Annotated in this window: 15 protein-coding genes; 10 read left to right on the forward strand and 5 right to left on the reverse strand. The window is 57.5% G+C overall.

Annotated features, from left to right (window positions below; all coding sequences use genetic code 11):
* A complete protein-coding gene (gene purF / locus ACWFTY_RS07815; RefSeq protein ID WP_447526705.1) occupies positions 1-1,524 on the reverse strand; it encodes an amidophosphoribosyltransferase in 1,524 nt (507 codons plus the stop codon).
* 177 nt (positions 1,525-1,701) lie between these two features.
* On the opposite strand from purF, the gene hisI reads away from it, so the two are divergent.
* Genes hisI through ACWFTY_RS07835 form a run of 4 tightly spaced genes read left to right on the forward strand, consistent with a single transcriptional unit; the run spans position 1,702 to position 4,923 of the window.
* Complete coding sequence (hisI, locus tag ACWFTY_RS07820) at positions 1,702-2,073, forward strand: phosphoribosyl-AMP cyclohydrolase (protein ID WP_447526706.1); 372 nt, start codon at positions 1,702-1,704, stop codon at positions 2,071-2,073.
* The gene (locus ACWFTY_RS07825; protein WP_447526707.1) at positions 2,070-2,594 is read left to right on the forward strand and encodes a hypothetical protein; all 525 of its coding nucleotides are present in this window, start codon (positions 2,070-2,072) and stop codon (positions 2,592-2,594) included. Before hisI ends, ACWFTY_RS07825 begins: the two co-directional genes overlap by 4 nt.
* A 37-nt stretch (positions 2,595-2,631) precedes the next feature.
* Positions 2,632-3,069 carry a MerR family transcriptional regulator gene (locus ACWFTY_RS07830; protein ID WP_447526708.1) on the forward strand — a complete coding sequence of 146 codons (438 nt, stop codon included), beginning with the start codon at positions 2,632-2,634 and terminating at the stop codon, positions 3,067-3,069.
* A gap of 54 nt (positions 3,070-3,123) precedes the next feature.
* Positions 3,124-4,923: an acyl-CoA dehydrogenase C-terminal domain-containing protein gene (locus tag ACWFTY_RS07835; RefSeq protein WP_447526709.1), complete on the forward strand. Its 1,800-nt coding sequence runs from the start codon at positions 3,124-3,126 to the stop codon at positions 4,921-4,923.
* A gap of 9 nt (positions 4,924-4,932) precedes the next feature.
* Here ACWFTY_RS07835 and ACWFTY_RS07840 read toward each other — a convergent pair whose 3' ends face one another.
* Positions 4,933-5,691 (reverse strand): aspartyl/asparaginyl beta-hydroxylase domain-containing protein, encoded by a 759-nt coding sequence (locus ACWFTY_RS07840; protein ID WP_447526710.1) that lies wholly within the window; start codon positions 5,689-5,691, stop codon positions 4,933-4,935.
* Positions 5,692-5,962: 271 nt separating this feature from the next.
* Between ACWFTY_RS07840 and ACWFTY_RS07845 the strand changes: the two genes are divergently transcribed.
* Entirely contained in the window at positions 5,963-6,235 is a 273-nt protein-coding gene (locus ACWFTY_RS07845) for a hypothetical protein (protein WP_447526711.1), read from the forward strand.
* 33 nt (positions 6,236-6,268) lie between these two features.
* Here the strand turns inward: ACWFTY_RS07845 and ACWFTY_RS07850 are convergent, their stop codons facing one another.
* The 3 genes from ACWFTY_RS07850 to ACWFTY_RS07860 are packed head-to-tail and all read right to left on the reverse strand — an operon-like array spanning position 6,269 to position 9,222.
* Entirely contained in the window at positions 6,269-7,009 is a 741-nt protein-coding gene (locus tag ACWFTY_RS07850; protein WP_447526712.1) for a dienelactone hydrolase family protein, read from the reverse strand.
* Positions 7,006-7,926: a cysteine synthase A gene (gene cysK, locus ACWFTY_RS07855; RefSeq protein WP_447526713.1), complete on the reverse strand. Its 921-nt coding sequence runs from the start codon at positions 7,924-7,926 to the stop codon at positions 7,006-7,008. The genes ACWFTY_RS07850 and cysK overlap by 4 nt, the downstream gene beginning before the upstream one ends.
* A gap of 24 nt (positions 7,927-7,950) precedes the next feature.
* The gene (locus tag ACWFTY_RS07860) at positions 7,951-9,222 is read right to left on the reverse strand and encodes an MFS transporter (RefSeq protein ID WP_447526714.1); all 1,272 of its coding nucleotides are present in this window, start codon (positions 9,220-9,222) and stop codon (positions 7,951-7,953) included.
* 160 nt (positions 9,223-9,382) lie between these two features.
* Between ACWFTY_RS07860 and ACWFTY_RS07865 the strand changes: the two genes are divergently transcribed.
* From ACWFTY_RS07865 to ACWFTY_RS07885, 5 genes are all read left to right on the forward strand, one after another.
* Positions 9,383-11,101, forward strand: a complete 1,719-nt coding sequence (locus ACWFTY_RS07865; RefSeq protein ID WP_447526862.1) for a DUF885 domain-containing protein — start codon at positions 9,383-9,385, stop codon at positions 11,099-11,101.
* A 221-nt stretch (positions 11,102-11,322) separates the two neighbouring features.
* Entirely contained in the window at positions 11,323-12,015 is a 693-nt protein-coding gene (locus ACWFTY_RS07870) for a L,D-transpeptidase family protein (protein WP_447526715.1), read from the forward strand.
* A 282-nt stretch (positions 12,016-12,297) separates the two neighbouring features.
* Positions 12,298-12,438 (forward strand): hypothetical protein, encoded by a 141-nt coding sequence (locus tag ACWFTY_RS07875; protein WP_447526716.1) that lies wholly within the window; start codon positions 12,298-12,300, stop codon positions 12,436-12,438.
* 22 nt (positions 12,439-12,460) lie between these two features.
* Positions 12,461-12,703, forward strand: coding sequence for a hypothetical protein (locus tag ACWFTY_RS07880; protein WP_447526717.1), 243 nt, complete (start codon positions 12,461-12,463; stop codon positions 12,701-12,703).
* Positions 12,704-13,412: 709 nt separating this feature from the next.
* Positions 13,413-16,133: a tetratricopeptide repeat protein gene (locus tag ACWFTY_RS07885; RefSeq protein WP_447526863.1), complete on the forward strand. Its 2,721-nt coding sequence runs from the start codon at positions 13,413-13,415 to the stop codon at positions 16,131-16,133.
* The last annotated feature ends 215 nt before the right edge of the window (positions 16,134-16,348 follow it).

Raw genomic sequence — 16,348 nt, forward strand, 5'->3', positions numbered from 1 at the left:
TCAGTTCGCTGATTGTTTGAGGCGAGGCAGGTCGCCGGATGGTTCATGGTCCCGAGCCGTACCCGATGAGTCGGAACGCTCGTTGAGCATCGTCAACTGGTCCGGCTCTTCTTCACCATCGCGGTCGGTGAGAACGGTCGGATAGGCACCGGTGAAACAGGCATCGCAATATTGCGGCTGGATATCGTGGCGGTTGTCTTCACCGGCAGCGCGGTAGAGGCCATCGATGGAAACGAAAGCCAGACTGTCTGCCTGGATGAATTCGCGCATTTCCTCGATCGATTTCCGGGCCGCGAGCAGCTTTTCCCGCTTCGGCGTGTTCACACCGTAAAAGCAGCTGTGCATCGTCGGCGGGCTGGCGATCCGCATATGGACTTCGGCCGCGCCCGCTTCGCGCATCATCTGGACGATTTTAAGGCTGGTGGTGCCGCGCACGATCGAGTCGTCGACCAGTACGATTTTCTTGCCGTTGACCAGCGGGCGGTTGGCGTTGTGCTTCAGCTTAACGCCGAGATGGCGGACGCCGTCTGTCGGCTGGATGAAGGTGCGGCCGACGTAATGCGAGCGGATGATGCCGAGTTCGAACGGAATTCCCGATTCTTCGGAAAAGCCGAGCGCTGCGGGTGTGCCGCTGTCCGGAACCGGGATGACATAATCAGCAACAACCGGGCTTTCGATCGCCAGTTGCGCGCCGATGCCCTTGCGCACGCTGTAAACCGAACTGCCGTCGACGATAGAGTCGGGCCGCGAAAAATAGACATGTTCGAAAATGCAGGGCCGGGCCTGGTTGTCGGGAAAAGGACGATGCGAGCGCAGTTCGCCGTTGGTGACTACGATCAGTTCGCCGGGTTCGACGCTGCGGACATATTCCGCGCCAACCAGATCGAGCGCGACGGTCTCGGATGCGAAAACATAGGCCTCACCGATCCGGCCCATGACCAGCGGACGGATGCCGAGCGGATCGCGGCAGGCGATCATGCCCTCGGCGGTCATGCAGATCAGCGAATAGGCACCCTCGACCTGTCGCAAGGCGTCGATGAACTTGTCGAGCAAGGTGCGATATTTGGATGTCGCGACCAGATGGATGATGACTTCGGTGTCGCTGGTCGACTGGAAAATCGAGCCATGGCGAACCAGTTCGTCCCGCAATGCCAGAGCATTGGAAATATTGCCATTATGGGCGATGGCAAAGCCGCCGGACGCGAGGTCGGCCTCGAGCGGCTGGACGTTGCGCAACGTGCCTGCACCGGTGGTCGAATAGCGGACATGGCCGCAGGCCGAGTCGCCGCGCAGACGGTTGATTATCTCTTCGCTGTCGAAATTGCCGGCTACAGGGCCAAGCGCGCGGTGGCTGTAAAATTCCTTGCCATTGCGGCAGGTGATGCCGGCGGCTTCCTGACCGCGATGCTGGAGAGCGTGCAGGCCGAGCGCAACCATGGCGGCTGCGTCGTCAATGCCGGCAATGCCGAAAACGCCACACTCTTCCCGCAGCTTGTCATCTTCAAACGGGTGGGTTGTCAGCATATCTCACCTGGCATGTAATTGGACGGGCGCGGGATGCCTGCCATATAGGTACGAAAGGGTGCTTTGTCTGCACCCAATGTCATAAAATCATAATATTGCGTGATTGGGCAAAAAGGGGCTCTGCCAATTGCGCCATTAGCCGTTGCACGGGAACGGATCGCGCCTTAATCCACTGCCATGACAAAAAATGAAGATGATCGAGAGACCGGAAATACGCTCCAGCCGAAATATGATTCGAACGGCCTGATCACGGCGGTTGTCACCGATGATTCGTCCGGCGAACTGCTGATGCTCGCGCATATGAATGCCGAGGCGCTACAACTGACCCAGGAAAGTGGCATCGCGCATTTCTATTCGCGCAGCCGCCAGTGCCTCTGGAAGAAGGGCGAAACCTCGGGCAATATTCTGACGGTGACCGAAATGCGGATCGATTGCGATCAGGACGCGCTGTGGATCAAGGCTGTGCCGGCGGGCCCCGCTTGCCACACCGGCGAGAGAAGCTGTTTTTACCGCAAGATTGTCGACGGCAAGCTGGAGCCGGTCGCTTGAGTCGCATTGCTGCGCTTTCATTAATATTGTTGCTGGCGGCCTGCGGTCAGGGGCAACCCGAAGCCGAAAAAACCGTCGCGGAACTCTCTCCGCTGGAGCAGGCGGCGATCGATGCTGGCGTCATTCCCGATGCCCGCAATGTCACGCTTTCGGGTGCCTTTGAACGGCGCAGCGATTTGGGAACCGACCGGTTTTGCGCGGTGGGTAATGACGAGAATGGCTATCAGGTCGGGATGATCGCGGTGTTCGGGCCGGAAACCAAGTGCGAAGGGCTGGGCGAGGCCGAGCGTGACGGGGAAACAGTCCGGATCACCCTCAACAGCGAGGATAGCTGCAGCTTCTCCGCCCGGTTTGACGGGGTCGAGCTGGAATTGCCCGGCAGTCTGCCGGAAGCCTGTTCAAGCTACTGCAGCGCGCGCGCCGGTTTCGAAGGGGTCAGTTTCTACATGATAGGCGAGGGCGATGCGGTTGCCCGGTCAACCAGTGGCCGCGATTTCGATAATCTATGCCCTGGCGGCTAACATTGACGTTTACGTTAGCGTAAGCTATACGGTGGTCATGTCACAGCCACCAAATCATGCCGAAATTGACACGCCCGACCTGCAAAACCGGGAAACCTACACGATATCCGACCTGTCGGACGAATTTGGTGTCACCGCGCGAGCCTTGCGATTCTACGAGGACGAGGGGCTCATTGCCCCGCACCGCAAGGGTCTGTCGCGCATTTACACGAAGCGCGACCGTGCGCGTCTGGCCTGGATCATGCGGGCTAAAAATGTCGGATTCAGCCTGACCGAGATCCGCGACATGATCGACCTCTACGATCTTGGCGACGGCCGTAAGACGCAGATGCAGGTTACCGTCGAAAAATGTCAGGAAAAGGTCGATACGCTGAAGAAACAGCGCGCCGACATCGACAGTTCGATCAAGGAACTGACCGGTTTCATAAAGACTGTGCAGGACGCCATGGCGGACGCCAAAGCACAGCATCAATAGAGGATAGACACCGGTAATATCCGGTAGCCCCATTTGAGTAGAAAGTAGAAAATCATGCCCAGTTATACCGCACCGATCGGCGAAGTCCGGTTCATCCTCAACGAAGTTCTGCATCTCGAGAATTATTTGAATCTCCCCGGTTTTGAAAATGCGACGCCGGAAATGGTCGACGCGATCCTGACCGAGGCCGGGAAATTTTCGACCGAAGTGCTGCATCCGCTCAACCAGTCAGGCGACGAAGAAGGCTGCACCCGTCACGAAGACGGATCGGTCACCACGCCAAAGGGCTTCAAGGAAGCCTATCAGCAGCTGACCGACGGCGGCTGGACGACCTTGTCGTCGCCCGAGGAATTTGGTGGTCAGGGACTGCCACGCGTGATCGGCAATGCGGTAATGGAATTCATGGTCTCGGCCAATCAGGCGCTGGAGATGTATACCGGTCTGACGCAAGGCGCGATTGCCTCGATCCTCACCGAAGGCAGCGAAGAGCAGAAGCAGACATACGCCACCCAGATGATTTCCGGCAAATGGACCGGAACGATGAACCTGACCGAAGCGCATTGCGGTACCGATCTGGGTCTTATCCGTACAAAGGCGGAACCGATAGCGGGTGGCTATTCGATCACCGGACAGAAGATTTTCATCTCTGCCGGCGAGCATGACATGGCGGAAAATATCATCCACCTCGTATTGGCCAAGACGCCGGGCGCTCCCGATAGCTCGAAAGGCATTTCGCTCTTCATCGTGCCGAAATTCCTGGTCAACGAAGACGGCTCGCTCGGCGAACGCAACGGTGTGAGCTGTGGCTCGATTGAAGAAAAAATGGGCATCCACGGCAACGCGACCTGCGTGATGAACTATGACGGCGCGACCGGTTATATGGTTGGCGAAGAGAATAAGGGCCTGCGCGCGATGTTCATCATGATGAACGCAGCGCGACTGGGTGTTGGCCTGCAGGGCCTCGCGCAGGGCGAGATCGCTTATCAGAATGCGGTGGTCTATGCTGGTGACCGGCGTCAGGGCCGGGCATTGACCGGAGCGCAGGATCCGGAAGAAAAAGCGGATACATTGTTCGTCCACCCCGACGTTCGCCGGATGTTGATGGACGGCAAGGCGTTTACCGAGTCGATGCGCGCACTGGTTCTATGGGGCGCTTTGCAGGTTGATCTGGCGGACAAGGCCGAAACCGAGGAAGATCGGCAGTTGGCCAATGATCTGGTCAGCCTGCTGACCCCCGTGGTCAAAGGCTATGGCACCTATATGGGCTATCAGATCGCCACAGAATCGCAGCAGGTTTACGGCGGCCACGGTTATATTCGCGAATGGGGCATGGAACAGTTCGTGCGCGATGCGCGGATTGCGATGATCTACGAAGGCACCAACGGTATCCAGGCGATGGATCTGGTCGGTCGCAAGCTCGGCCAGAACGGTGGCCGTGCGGTTCAGGCCTTTTTCAAGGTGGTTGCCGACGAGATCGCCGAAGCAAAAGGGCACGAGAAACTGTCCGGATTTGCCGAAGCTCTGGAAAAAGCCAATGGCGAGCTGCAGAAAGCGACGATGTGGTTCATGCAGCATGGCATGGCCAATCCGAACAACGCCGGCGCCGGCGCTTACCATTATATGCATATCATGGGCATTGTGTCGCTCGGACTGATGTGGCTGCGGATGAGCAAGGCGGCGCAGGCCACTCTCGATGCGGGCACGGACAATGCGAAATATTACGAAGCCAAGCTGGTAACCGCGCAATATTTTGCCGAACGGTTCCTGCCGGATACCGGATCGCTTCGCCGGAAGATTGAAGGTGGTGCCGACTCGATCATGGCCCTCGACCCGGAAATGTTCGGGGTCGCCTAAGCTATTGGATCAGGCGGCTTCATTCTGTTCCGCCTGTTGATAGGCCTCTTCCCACATATGAAGGTTTCGCCGGGCATCCTGTACAAAGGGTGACCGGCGAATGCCCCACAAAGCGAGGTCATTGGCCAGCCGGCCAAGCAGGCGCATCGGCCGCTTCACCTGCACCAGCAGGATGACTCGTCGCTGATTGGTTGCATTGTGCACCTCGTGAAAATAGCTGTCGTCGAAGATCAGCCATTTCCCGGGCTCCCAGTGCAGGTCGCTATCCTCGACCTGCATCACGCATTTCTCCGCCCTGTCGGGGATGATCAGCCCGAGATGGCAGGTGACCAGACCGCGTGTAACCCCTCGGTGACGCGGAATCGTGGCACCGGGCTCGAGAATCGAGAAAAAGGCCGAGTTGAGATCGGGTATCCGGTGCACCAGCTCCGTTGTTACCGGCGCACGGGCGCAATTTTCCGCCACTTCATAACCATAGCCGATCAGAAAGAAGGAGCGCCAGTTTCCGTCACCGGCAATCCGCGCATGATCGGGTGAAATGTCCCTGAGCGGCGGCACGGCATCGCGGTGGCGCAGAATTGCAGCGGCTTCCGCGGCGATGATCTGCCATTTTTCGGTCAGGCTGTCGGTCCATGGAAAAGCATTGGCCTGAATGACCGGTTCTGTCGGGATTTTCGACTGGCCTGTCGATATACGGTTCATCGTGTCGCGCAGCCGCTTGCCGATCTTGATGATCAGGGGGCGATCCTGTTGCTGTTGCGTGGTCATGGCTTGCAACCTTTCAGTTGAAATATCGCCGACCCGTTGTTGGGATTATACAGCGAAATGTGACGATAATTCGACAGAGTGTTGCCGAAATTCTGTCAGAAGCGGCACCGGTATTCGGCTGCGACAAATGGTGTTTATTTGTCGATAGATGCCTGAATTCAGCCATTTATCGCCGCTTTCGACCATGTGGTCGAAGGTCTGTGGACCCGTGGCGGCGAATCCGGCAGCACGTTCGGTGACAGGGGAATGATATGCATAAGGAGTATATGCAATGCATTCCAGAAGAGCCCAAAACAACATGCGCCGGATGACGCCCTTTCTGATTACCGTCGGACTGGGACTATCGGTTGCAGCCCATGCGGCAGAACCCGAAGCCACCGACGAGATGCAGTCGGAAATCCCGGCACCAACCATCGATACCGATGGTGATGGATTGATGGATGCCTGGGATCGCAGCGGCAACGGGCAGCCCGATGCCTGGGACAGCGATGGTGATGGCCAGCCCGATCTGCTCGACAATGATGGTGACGGTAAGCCGGACTAGTTCCGCCGTTCCCGCAACTTTGGAACACCGGACCTAATATTGGTCCGGTGTTCTTTTATTCTCGAACAGCTCGTCAAACATGCTGAGCATGGCGGCCTTGCTTTGCCGGTCCGCCGATGCGTTGTAGCGGACGGCTTCGATCGATCTTGAATTGCTGCTGATGTCGGTGAATCCGTGGACCACGCCGGAATAGATATGCATGTGGCAATCGGCACCGGCAATATCCATTTCCTCGAGAAATTCGCGGAACTGTTTGGGCGGGACGAGCGGGTCGGCCCGGCCGTGGCAGACCAGGATGCGTGCCTTTATCGTGCCGCGCTTGGCCGGAAGCGGTGTTGCCAGCAGCCCGTGGAAACTGACTACGAGAGCGATGTCCTCGCCGCCGCGGGCCATTTCGAGAACGATTTCACCGCCCATGCAATAGCCGATCGCAGCAAGCCGGTTGTTCGCCAGTTTCGACCGCGTCCGGAGTTCATCAAGCGCACAGCGGAACCGATCGCGATAATATTCGGCATCGGCGCGCAAGGCGTCGGCCAGTTGCCGCGCTTCGCGCATATCGTCAATCACGCCCTTGCCATAGAGGTCGCAGACCATCGCACTATAGCCGAGCGAAGCCAGCCATCTGGCGCGATCGAACATCTGCTTGGTCGGTCCGGCAATGGTCGGAACGATCAATATGCCCGCGCGCGGATAGCGGCTGGGTTGCGCCATATAGCCGGACAGCACCACATCACCATGCCGGTAGGTGAATTGCTGGACCTCGATCGAGCTCATTCTTCGGGCAAAAACTCTGGCACGGAGAGATAGCGCTCGCCGGTATCATAGTTGAAGCCGAGGACTTTCGCCCCGTTGCCCAGTTCCGGCAGCTTCTGCGCGATAGCCGCCAGCGTTGCGCCGGAGGATATGCCGACCAGCATGCCCTCTTCCTTGGCGGCTCTCAACGCCATGGCTTTGGCATCGGCGGGTTCGACCTGGATCGCGCCGTCGATGCTTTGCGTGTGGAGATTGCCGGGGATGAAGCCGGCGCCAATGCCCTGGATCGGATGCGGGCCTGGCTGGCCGCCGCTGATCACTGGCGAGGAGGTCGGTTCAACCGCGTAGACTTTCAAATGGCTCCAATGCTCTTTCAGCACCTCGGCCACGCCGGTGATATGGCCGCCGGTGCCAACCCCGGTGATGATGGCGTCCAGCGGATCATCCTTGAAATCATTGAGGATTTCGATCGCGGTCGTGCGTTTATGCACTTCAAAATTGGCCGGGTTTTCAAACTGTTGTGGCATCCATGAACCGGGGGTCTGGTCGACCAGTTCCTGCGCCCGCTCGATCGCGCCCTTCATGCCTTTTTCTTTCGGGCTGAGATCAAAGGTTGCGCCATAAGCCAGCATCAGGCGGCGGCGTTCGAGTGACATCGACTCGGGCATGACGAGAATGAGCGTATAGCCCTTGACCGCTGCCACCATCGCAAGACCGACGCCGGTATTGCCGGATGTCGGTTCGATGATGGTGCCGCCGGGCTTGAGCGCGCCGGATTTTTCGGCTGCCTCGATCATCGCAAGACCGATCCGGTCCTTGATCGATCCGCCCGGATTGGAGCGTTCGGACTTGATCCACACATTGGCATCGCCGAACAGGCGCTGCATCCTGATATGTGGTGTGTTTCCAATGGTTTCGAGAATATTGTTGGCAATCATTATCCTGCGCTCCTGTTTATCTTCTCATTCTTTTACCGGTTTCGCTTCAAGATCTTCCGGCGGATCAAATGTCTTGGCAGCACCCAGTTGGGGAAACAGGCGCGACCAGAGTCCTGTCACCACTATAGCACCGGCTCCGCCTGCGACAATGGCAGCTATTGGTCCGACCAGTACGGCAAGGCCACCCGACAGCGCATCGCCGAGTTCGTTGGACGCGCTGATCGTCATCTGGCTGACCGCACCGACGCGCCCGCGCTTGGCATCGGGCGTGTGTAACTGGATCAGCGAACTGCGGACATAGACGCCGAACATGTCGGCGGCACCGCATATCCCGAGGCAGGCCATCGACAGGTATAGATTTGTACTGAGGCCGAAGCCGATTGTGCCGAGACCGAACACGGCCATCGCCGCCAGCATACTGTTGCCCACATTCTTGCTGAGCGGGGCAAAGGAGAAGATCAGCGCGACAATAACCGCGCCGACAGCCGGGGAGGCGGCGAGCAGTGACAGGCCGATTTCACCGGCGTTCAATATGTCCTTGGCAAAGACCGGGATCATAGCCGTTGCGCCTGCCAGGAACATGACCAGCAGATCGAGCGTGATCGCGCCGAGCACCAGCTTGTTGGTCCAGACATAGGCCATGCCGTCGCCGACCTGTTGCAATGGCCCCTTGGTTTTGTCCGCTGCAGGGCGGGCGACCGGTCCGATCAGGAAGACCGCCAGTGTGGCGAGGGAATAAAGGCCGGCGCAGACGAAATAGGGCAGGGCGGCGTCAACCTTGTAAAGCGGCCCCGCCATGCCCGGACCAGCAATGACACCGACTTGCCAGGCGATGGTCGACAGCGCGATGGCGCGGGGCAGCGATGCTTTCGGGACAAGATTGGGTGCCAGCGAAGTGATCGCGGGACCCAGAAACGCGCGGCAAATACCCAGCAGCACGGCGATTATATAGATGGTCCACAAAGTGATCCCGCCCGTCGCGGTCAGCAATCCCAGGGCGAGCGCAATCAGAGCCTGGGCTGCGAGCACGATGCGCGCGATCCAGCGGCGGTCCATATGGTCTGCGACCCAGCCAACCAGCGGCGTCAGAATGAACAGGGGTACGAACTGGAGCAGGCCGAGCAGGCCCAATATCCCCGCCGAGGCGCTGACGCCCATGTCCTCGCGGGCCAGATTATAAGCCTGCCAGCCGAGGATCAGCATCATCGCGTAAAGCGCGAACATCGATGCCAGTCGCGAGAACCACAGGTAGCGATAATTGGCGATAGTGAAGGGATGTGGTGCGGAACTAATCACGGGATATCTGCTAGCGATTGCCGGATGTTGCTGCAATCAATTCGTGCGCCCGCGAGATAATTTTGCAGATGGCGGTTGGTCGAATAGCACTGGCCAAGCCACCGGCGATTATGCCAGTCTGTCACAGGTAGAAATATTCCCCGGGGAGACAGAAATGAAGATGCGCAATCTGATGCTGGCGGTATCGCTGGCCGCCTTGACGGTAACCGGCTGCAAGAAGATCGAGGATCAACCGGTCGCGGCGATGGAAATTGATCAGGACACTGTCTGGGGTGGTTATCTCTCGGGCTTTCTTGACGGCTATTTCCCGGTCAATCCGACCTTTGCCGTCTATCAGGGCAAGCACGAATTCGACGGCCAGCTTCCAGACTGGAGCGCTGAGGGCCTGCAAAAAGCGGTGGATATCCGCAAGCAGGCGATAGCGGACGCGCAGGCGATCGATGCCGCTAACCTCAGTGAAGCGGAACAGTTCGAGCGGGACTATCTGGTCAATGTGATGGAAGGCGAGCTTTTCTGGCTGGAGACCGCCGACTGGCCGCATAAAAATCCGGCTTATTATGTCGGAGCGCTGGACCCCAATGTCTATATCGCGCGGCCCTATGCCGACGCTGAAACGCGGATGAAGGCCTTTATCAAATATGCCAATGCCGTCCCTGCTGCTGCGGCGCAGATCAAGGAAAATCTGCAATTGCCATTGCCGGAAACCTATCTGAAATTTGGTCAGGCCGGCTTTGGCGGTTTTGCCGATTATTTCACCGGGGACGCCAAGGCGGCCTTTGCCGAAGTGAAGGATTCCGAGCTCCAGCGGGAGTTTGATGTTGCAGCAGCTGCAGCTGCTGCGGCGATGAAGGACCTTGCCGGTCATATCGGTTCGGTTCCGGCAACCAAGGACGGCTATGCTCTGGGGGGCGACAAATTTGCCGCGATGGTGAGCAAGACCGAGGGTGTCAATATCTCGCTCGACGAGCTGGAAGCCATTGGCCGGGCGGATCTCAAGCGCAATCAGGCGGCTTTGATTGATGCGTGCGGAAAATTTGCACCGGGTGCGAGCATCAATGGTTGCATGGCGAAAATGGGCAGTGACAAGCCGAAGGACGGGCCGGTCGAGGAAGCGCGGCTGCAATTGCCGGGTCTGCGCGCCTTTCTGATTGAAAAGGATATCGTCTCGATACTCGGTACCGAGGAAGCGCAGGTAGAGGAATCGCCACCCTATAACCGGCAGAACAGCGCCTATATCGATATTCCCGGCCCCTATGAGAAAGGTTTGCCATCGGTCTATTATATCTCGCCGCCGGATCCGTCCTGGGACGAAGCCAAGCGGGCCGCCTATATTCCGGGCACCAAGGATCTGCTGTTCACTTCGATCCATGAAGTCTGGCCGGGCCATTTCCTCAACTTCCTGCACAGCAACCGCGCTCAGTCGATCTTCGGCAAATTGTTCGTCGGCTATGCCTTTGCCGAGGGCTGGGCGCATTATAGCGAGGAAATGATGTGGGAGGCGGGCCTCAACGCGGGCGACAATGAAACCCATATCGGGCAATTGTCCAACGCGCTGCTCCGCGATTGCCGTTATCTTTCCGCCATCGGACTCCATTCGCAGGGCATGAGCGTCGCGGAATCAACGAAAATGTTCCTCGAACAATGCTATCAGGATGAAGGCAATGCCGACCAGCAGGCGGCGCGGGGCACTTATGATCCGGCCTATCTCAACTACACGATGGGCAAATTGATGATCCGCAAGCTGCGCGAAGACTGGACCGGTGGAGACCGCAGCAAGTGGAAGGCTTTCCACGACGAGTTTCTCGGCTACGGCGGCCCGCCCATTCCGATGGTGCGCAAGGCGATGATGAAGGAAACCGAGGCAAAAGCGGTTTTCTAGGCTTGCTATTCCCGTTCGGGCGTAAGGGCTATTCCGCGCAAGAGACCAACATCATGGGTACCCGTCAGCACGGGTGCCCAAATCTGCCCGTTAACGCTCCCCCTTAACGCTCCCTCTTAACATGCTCGTAACCACCGTACCGCTGCGGGACGGCGGAAAAATCGGGCATTTCACGTCGCGAATCCATGGTAAAGACTCCGTTAACTTGTGGAGTATGAGCGATGGTCGAGAAAATAGCCTATCGGGTGAGCGCATCGGTTTTGCTGCTGGCGGCACTGGCGATACTCGCAATGCTGGTAATGGGACTGACCCGCGCCGACGCAGAATCCGCTTCTGTGCGATCGAAACCGGTTGCGATCGAGAATGCGGCTCCCGAACCCCTAGTTAAGAATGCCTCCTTGCCAGAACCGATGGCGGCAGAGTCGCTGGAAATTGCAGAAAAATTACTATTGAACGACACGTTCGTGGTCAAGCGCATCCTCCAGATCGATGAGCCCTTCGTCCACGGCTATTATAAATGGGATGACGAAGGCGTGCCCGAAGGCGAACTGGTCGTCACCGTCGATCTCAAGGCCGAGAGCATTTCTGTCTTCCGCGCCGGCTATGAAATCGGCGCGGCGGTGATCACCTTTGGTGATTCCGAAAAACCGACTCCGACCGGAGTCTTTCCGATCACCCAGAAGAGCAAGGACCATGTCTCCAACATCTATGGATCGCCCATGCCTTATATGATGCGGCTGACCAACGATGGCGTTGCCATTCATGCTTCCGACGTCAAATGGGGTTGGGGGACACGGGGCTGTATCGGTGTGCCGCTGGAATTTGCGCGGCGACTGTTCGAGCAGGCCAAGCTCGGCGACCGGGTGATCGTCACCAACGGCAAGATGATGAATATGGGTGACGCCATTTTGTGACCATTGGTGCGACAGTCCAACAGTCGTCACCGAGGCGCAAAGCCTTACAATCGCCTTCCTGCGTCCCTATATGTTAAACAGGCCCTTGTGATCGCGCGATTGCAATACGCAACGGCATTGTCTCTTCTCGATCCGAAATGACTCTGATCGGCTTTCCTGAGGCAGGACATCACTCGCAGCACTATCGTTTTAGTTTGTTCGCCGACAGCCGATCCGATCCGTCGCCTCCTTGAGGCAGACCCGCTGGCTGCCGTCTGAAAATCAACCCGAGAGGACAATATCATGGCCAAGTCACAGAAGAAATCGAACAAAGAAATCCGCAAGCCGAAGGCCGCCAAGGTCAAGAATAATGCGTCCAACCCATCGGGCAAGGCAGGCGTGGTCGTCGGCCTTGATAATATGAAAAGCAATCGCGGAAAATGATCGAACAGGAAAGGCTACGCACATGCGTGTAAAAGCATCCACCTGTCGGGAACAGGAGGCGCGTCAGCTCGATCTGGCTGCCAATGACCCGCTGGAAAGCCGCCGCAAGGTCGCCGCTGCTGCCGCAAAGGCGTGGGGCCTTGAAGCGATCCAGGCCGAAAAACGCGAGGCCGGCCACGTCAGTCCGCGCGACAAGCTCGATGCGGAAATCGCGCTGGAATTTTCCGACGAAGACGAAGCCGAGGCGCTACAGAACAGGAATTGATACACCGCTGAGCCTGATGATCGCTTATGCGCTTATTGCGGCCCTGGCTGACGCGTTGGGCGCGGTTGTTATACATGGGACGACGCAGGCATGCCGGATGGCGAGCTGGTTGTCACCAGGGCTGTCTTTTGGCTGATTCTGCGCCAGTCTTTACCCATTTCGATAATTTGCCCGTGGACCGCATTGCTGGGACAGGCACTGGCTGGACAAGTCCGCGCGGCGCATAGTCCGACGCGCTTTTCTTCTTCGCCGCTTTTTCATCCGGTTCATATCGCCTATGCGGGAAGTCATGGGCTGTGCCGGATGATCACAATCCGCAGTGATTAAATTCACAGTAGCATGAAGTTAGATGTGTCACAGCGGGAATGCGGGCATTTCGAAACAGTCGTCTGGGGGGATGAGCATGGCAAGCAAGGTCGTAATACTAACCGGGGTCAGGGGTTTAATCGTTACCATCATTGCCCTTTTTACATTGACCGCTGTTCCCGGACTAGAGGGCCCGCTATCCGCGCAGGATTCCGTTCAGACAAGCCGGGAGATCAAGGCGAATATCAAGACGTTTCGCAAGCAGGCTGGTAAAGATCGCCGATCCGGCGACTATCAGAAGGCAGCGGCCTTATCGGCTCAACTATTGCCTCTCATCGCTACTACTAAAGGTCGTCAATCCGAGGATTATGCAAACGCGCTGGTTGTTCATAGCGTCGATCTGATGAACGCGGGGCGTGCCAGGGAGGCGGAACCAATTGTTCGAGAAGCGCTGAAGCTTCACCAAGATATTTTTGGGCTCCTTCATCCGGAGACTTTGACGGCCTATAATAACCTTGCTGCGAACCTTTTTGGTCAAGGGAGATACGCTGACGCAGAACCGATATACCGGAAGGTTTTGGCATTGCGCCAGGAGGTGCTTGGCCGAAAACATCGCGAGACGGCTTCTTCCTTATCCAATCTTGCGCTAAATTTGATGCTGCAGGGTCGTCGCAGTGAAGCCGAACCGCTGAACCGGGAGGCCCTTGCGCTACGGACAGAAATTCTGGGCAGCGAACATGAAGAGACGGTTTCCAGCCTGAACAATCTTGCTGGCAATCTCCAGTTACAAGAACGTTACGCCGAAGCCGAACCCCTGTTTCGCCAAGCCTTGTCCATTCGCACGAAAATATCCGGTAAACAGCATCCGGAGACTCTGGTTGTTCTCGATAATCTCGCGACAATTCTAAACAAACTGGAGCGCTTCGAAGAAGCAGAACCGCTTCACCGCCGCGCTTATGCGGCGAGTATCGGAATATTGGGAGATAAGCACCCCAATACACTTGTCAGCATGGGTATGCTGGCCGGCAATCTTAAAAAACAGCGCAGATATGATGAAGCCGAGGCGCTCGAACGGCGCGCGGTGCAATATATGACCGAGGTTATGGGCGAGGCGCATCACACAACCCTGGCCGCTATGGGCAACCTCGGCCTGACCTTGAATTACATGGGAAAGGACGCCGAGGCTGAAGAAATATACCGTCGTGTTCTGACGTTGCGGGAGCAAACTCTTGGTGAAGACCATCCCGACACATTGTCCACACAGGGCAATCTCGCCTATAATTTAATAGAACAGGCTGAACGCGCCAATCTGGCCATAATCCCCGCCAGAGCGGTGTTAACCGGTTGGCTCGATCGCTGGAATATTCGGGGCAATGATGCCCGCGCAGAGTTGCAATATCAGCGCGAAATAAAGAATCGGCGGCATTATTTCACGCTTTTCGCCGATGCGGGCTGGATAGCGGCCAGGGATGGTCCCGATCAGCGCGCAGAATTACAGGAAGAAGTATATGGTGCGTTACAACGGGCGATGATGGGGCCCGCCACCCGCGCAGTTGCCCAAACTGCGGCGCGGCGCGCAGCGGAAAACGAAGTGGCCGGACTGGACGAGCTTCTTCGCCAGAGACAATCTCTCGCCAATCAGTGGCAAAGCACAGAAGCGCTCATAAACAAGCGACTGGCCCGGATTCAGCAGCGACCCGACAGAAGACTCAAGACATTGCGTCAGAAGAAAGCCGCACTGGTTGAAAAAATAGAGGCGGTTGATATCCGGGTGGGAAAAGACTTTCCTCAATATTTTGCGATGGTCCGGCCAGAACCGCTTAGCATTGCGGAAACCCAGGCCATGCTTGGGCCGGATGATGCCTTCCTGATGGTGGTTCCCACACAAATGGGAGCGCATGTATTCGCCGTGTCCCGGCAAGATGTCCGGTGGGTACGATCCACTGCAACGCGCAAAACGATCAACGCGATGGTCAAACGTCTGCTGTGGGACGTTGGCGCCAATGTCGACGTGAGCAATATTCAGGCTGCAGAATGGGCCGATGAAGGGAAAGGAGCCTATCCTTATGATCGCTCCACTGCTTATCATCTGTATCAACAGCTGATCGGCCCTATGCGAGATGTCCTCGGCAACAAGCGTCACGTTTATATTGCAGCCGGAGGGGCATTAAGCGGTCTGCCGTTCGGGATTTTGGTTAGCGCCGAGCCGACCGGCGACGATGGCGATCCTGCGGTTCTGCGCGCAACCCGATGGTTTGCCGACGACCACGCCCTGATAAGCATTCCGTCGATACAATCCTTACAATTTCTCAAGCAATATGGGTCTGAAAAGACACCAGTGAACCAAGAGCGGGTAAGTTTCCTGGGTTTTGGGGATCCTTTATTGGACGGCAGTGCGGAAATTCGCGGTGGCGGAAGAGGGCGACAACGCGGAGCGACAGCGGGTTCCATTTTTACCGCTAATGGTGTGAACGCCGAGGCCGGAATTGCCAATGTCGATGACATTAAAAAGCTGGCGCGGTTGCCGGGCACGGCGGTGGAACTGGAGCAGATGCGACGGGCGTTGAATGCACCTCCATCCGCAGTGCTGACGGCAGCAAAGGCCAGCGAGGCCAGCGTAAGAGCGAGCGACCTGACCAGTGCCCGGATCCTCGCCTTTGCAACGCACGGTTTGTTGGCGGGCGAGATTGAAGGGGCCAGTGAACCAGGTCTGGTTTTCAGTCCCCCGTCGACCGCTACCGATAAGGATGACGGGTTTTTAAGCGCATCCGAAGTGGCTGCGTTACGACTGGATGCCGACTGGGTGATTTTATCCGCGTGCAACACGGCCTCTGGCGATGGCTCGAGCGGCGCGCCCGGCCTGTCTGGCTTGGCCCGGTCATTCTTTTATGCCGGCGCAAGAAACCTGCTGGCTTCGCACTGGCCAGTTCGCGACAAGGTCGCCGCCCGGCTGACCGTGCGAACGATAGAGATTGCGCGCGATAACCCGAATCTTAGTCGGGCAGAGGCATTCCAGCACGCAATGCGCGAGATTCGCGCGGACCGGTCCAATGATAGTGAAATTGATACCTGGGCACATCCCAATGCCTGGGCTCCCTTTGCCCTGATTGGTGAAGGCACCTGACCAATAGGACTACGGCCAGGCTTGCTTTTGCGAGGGAGGATGAGCTGTTGAGAATATGCGCGATGCCAAGTTGTTGGCTTCCTTCACGGTTACTCCGCCATCGCACAATTGGCGGTTGGTGTAAGCCCCTCCTCTTCAGAGGAGGGGTTGGGGTGGTGGCGAGGCAAAGCCGAGCAGGCGCCAACAAGCCACGACCGGCATCGAGCCGGTTCGCG

The sequence above is a fragment of the Parasphingorhabdus sp. NYA22 genome (assembly GCF_976973735.1).

Bases quoted from the DNA above. Each gene is read 5' to 3' on its own strand.
- cysK (WP_447526713.1), bottom strand. From the start codon at position 7,926: ATGATTGCCAACAATATTCTCGAAACCATTGGAAACACACCACATATC.
- ACWFTY_RS07880 (WP_447526717.1), top strand. From the start codon at position 12,461: ATGCGTGTAAAAGCATCCACCTGTCGGGAACAGGAGGCGCGTCAGCTC.
- ACWFTY_RS07845 (WP_447526711.1), top strand. From the start codon at position 5,963: ATGCATTCCAGAAGAGCCCAAAACAACATGCGCCGGATGACGCCCTTT.
- ACWFTY_RS07830 (WP_447526708.1), top strand. From the start codon at position 2,632: ATGTCACAGCCACCAAATCATGCCGAAATTGACACGCCCGACCTGCAA.
- ACWFTY_RS07870 (WP_447526715.1), top strand. From the start codon at position 11,323: ATGGTCGAGAAAATAGCCTATCGGGTGAGCGCATCGGTTTTGCTGCTG.
- ACWFTY_RS07850 (WP_447526712.1), bottom strand. From the start codon at position 7,009: ATGAGCTCGATCGAGGTCCAGCAATTCACCTACCGGCATGGTGATGTG.
- ACWFTY_RS07885 (WP_447526863.1), top strand. From the start codon at position 13,413: ATGAACGCGGGGCGTGCCAGGGAGGCGGAACCAATTGTTCGAGAAGCG.
- purF (WP_447526705.1), bottom strand. From the start codon at position 1,524: ATGCTGACAACCCACCCGTTTGAAGATGACAAGCTGCGGGAAGAGTGT.
- ACWFTY_RS07835 (WP_447526709.1), top strand. From the start codon at position 3,124: ATGCCCAGTTATACCGCACCGATCGGCGAAGTCCGGTTCATCCTCAAC.
- ACWFTY_RS07875 (WP_447526716.1), top strand. From the start codon at position 12,298: ATGGCCAAGTCACAGAAGAAATCGAACAAAGAAATCCGCAAGCCGAAG.
- hisI (WP_447526706.1), top strand. From the start codon at position 1,702: ATGACAAAAAATGAAGATGATCGAGAGACCGGAAATACGCTCCAGCCG.
- ACWFTY_RS07865 (WP_447526862.1), top strand. From the start codon at position 9,383: ATGCGCAATCTGATGCTGGCGGTATCGCTGGCCGCCTTGACGGTAACC.
- ACWFTY_RS07840 (WP_447526710.1), bottom strand. From the start codon at position 5,691: ATGACCACGCAACAGCAACAGGATCGCCCCCTGATCATCAAGATCGGC.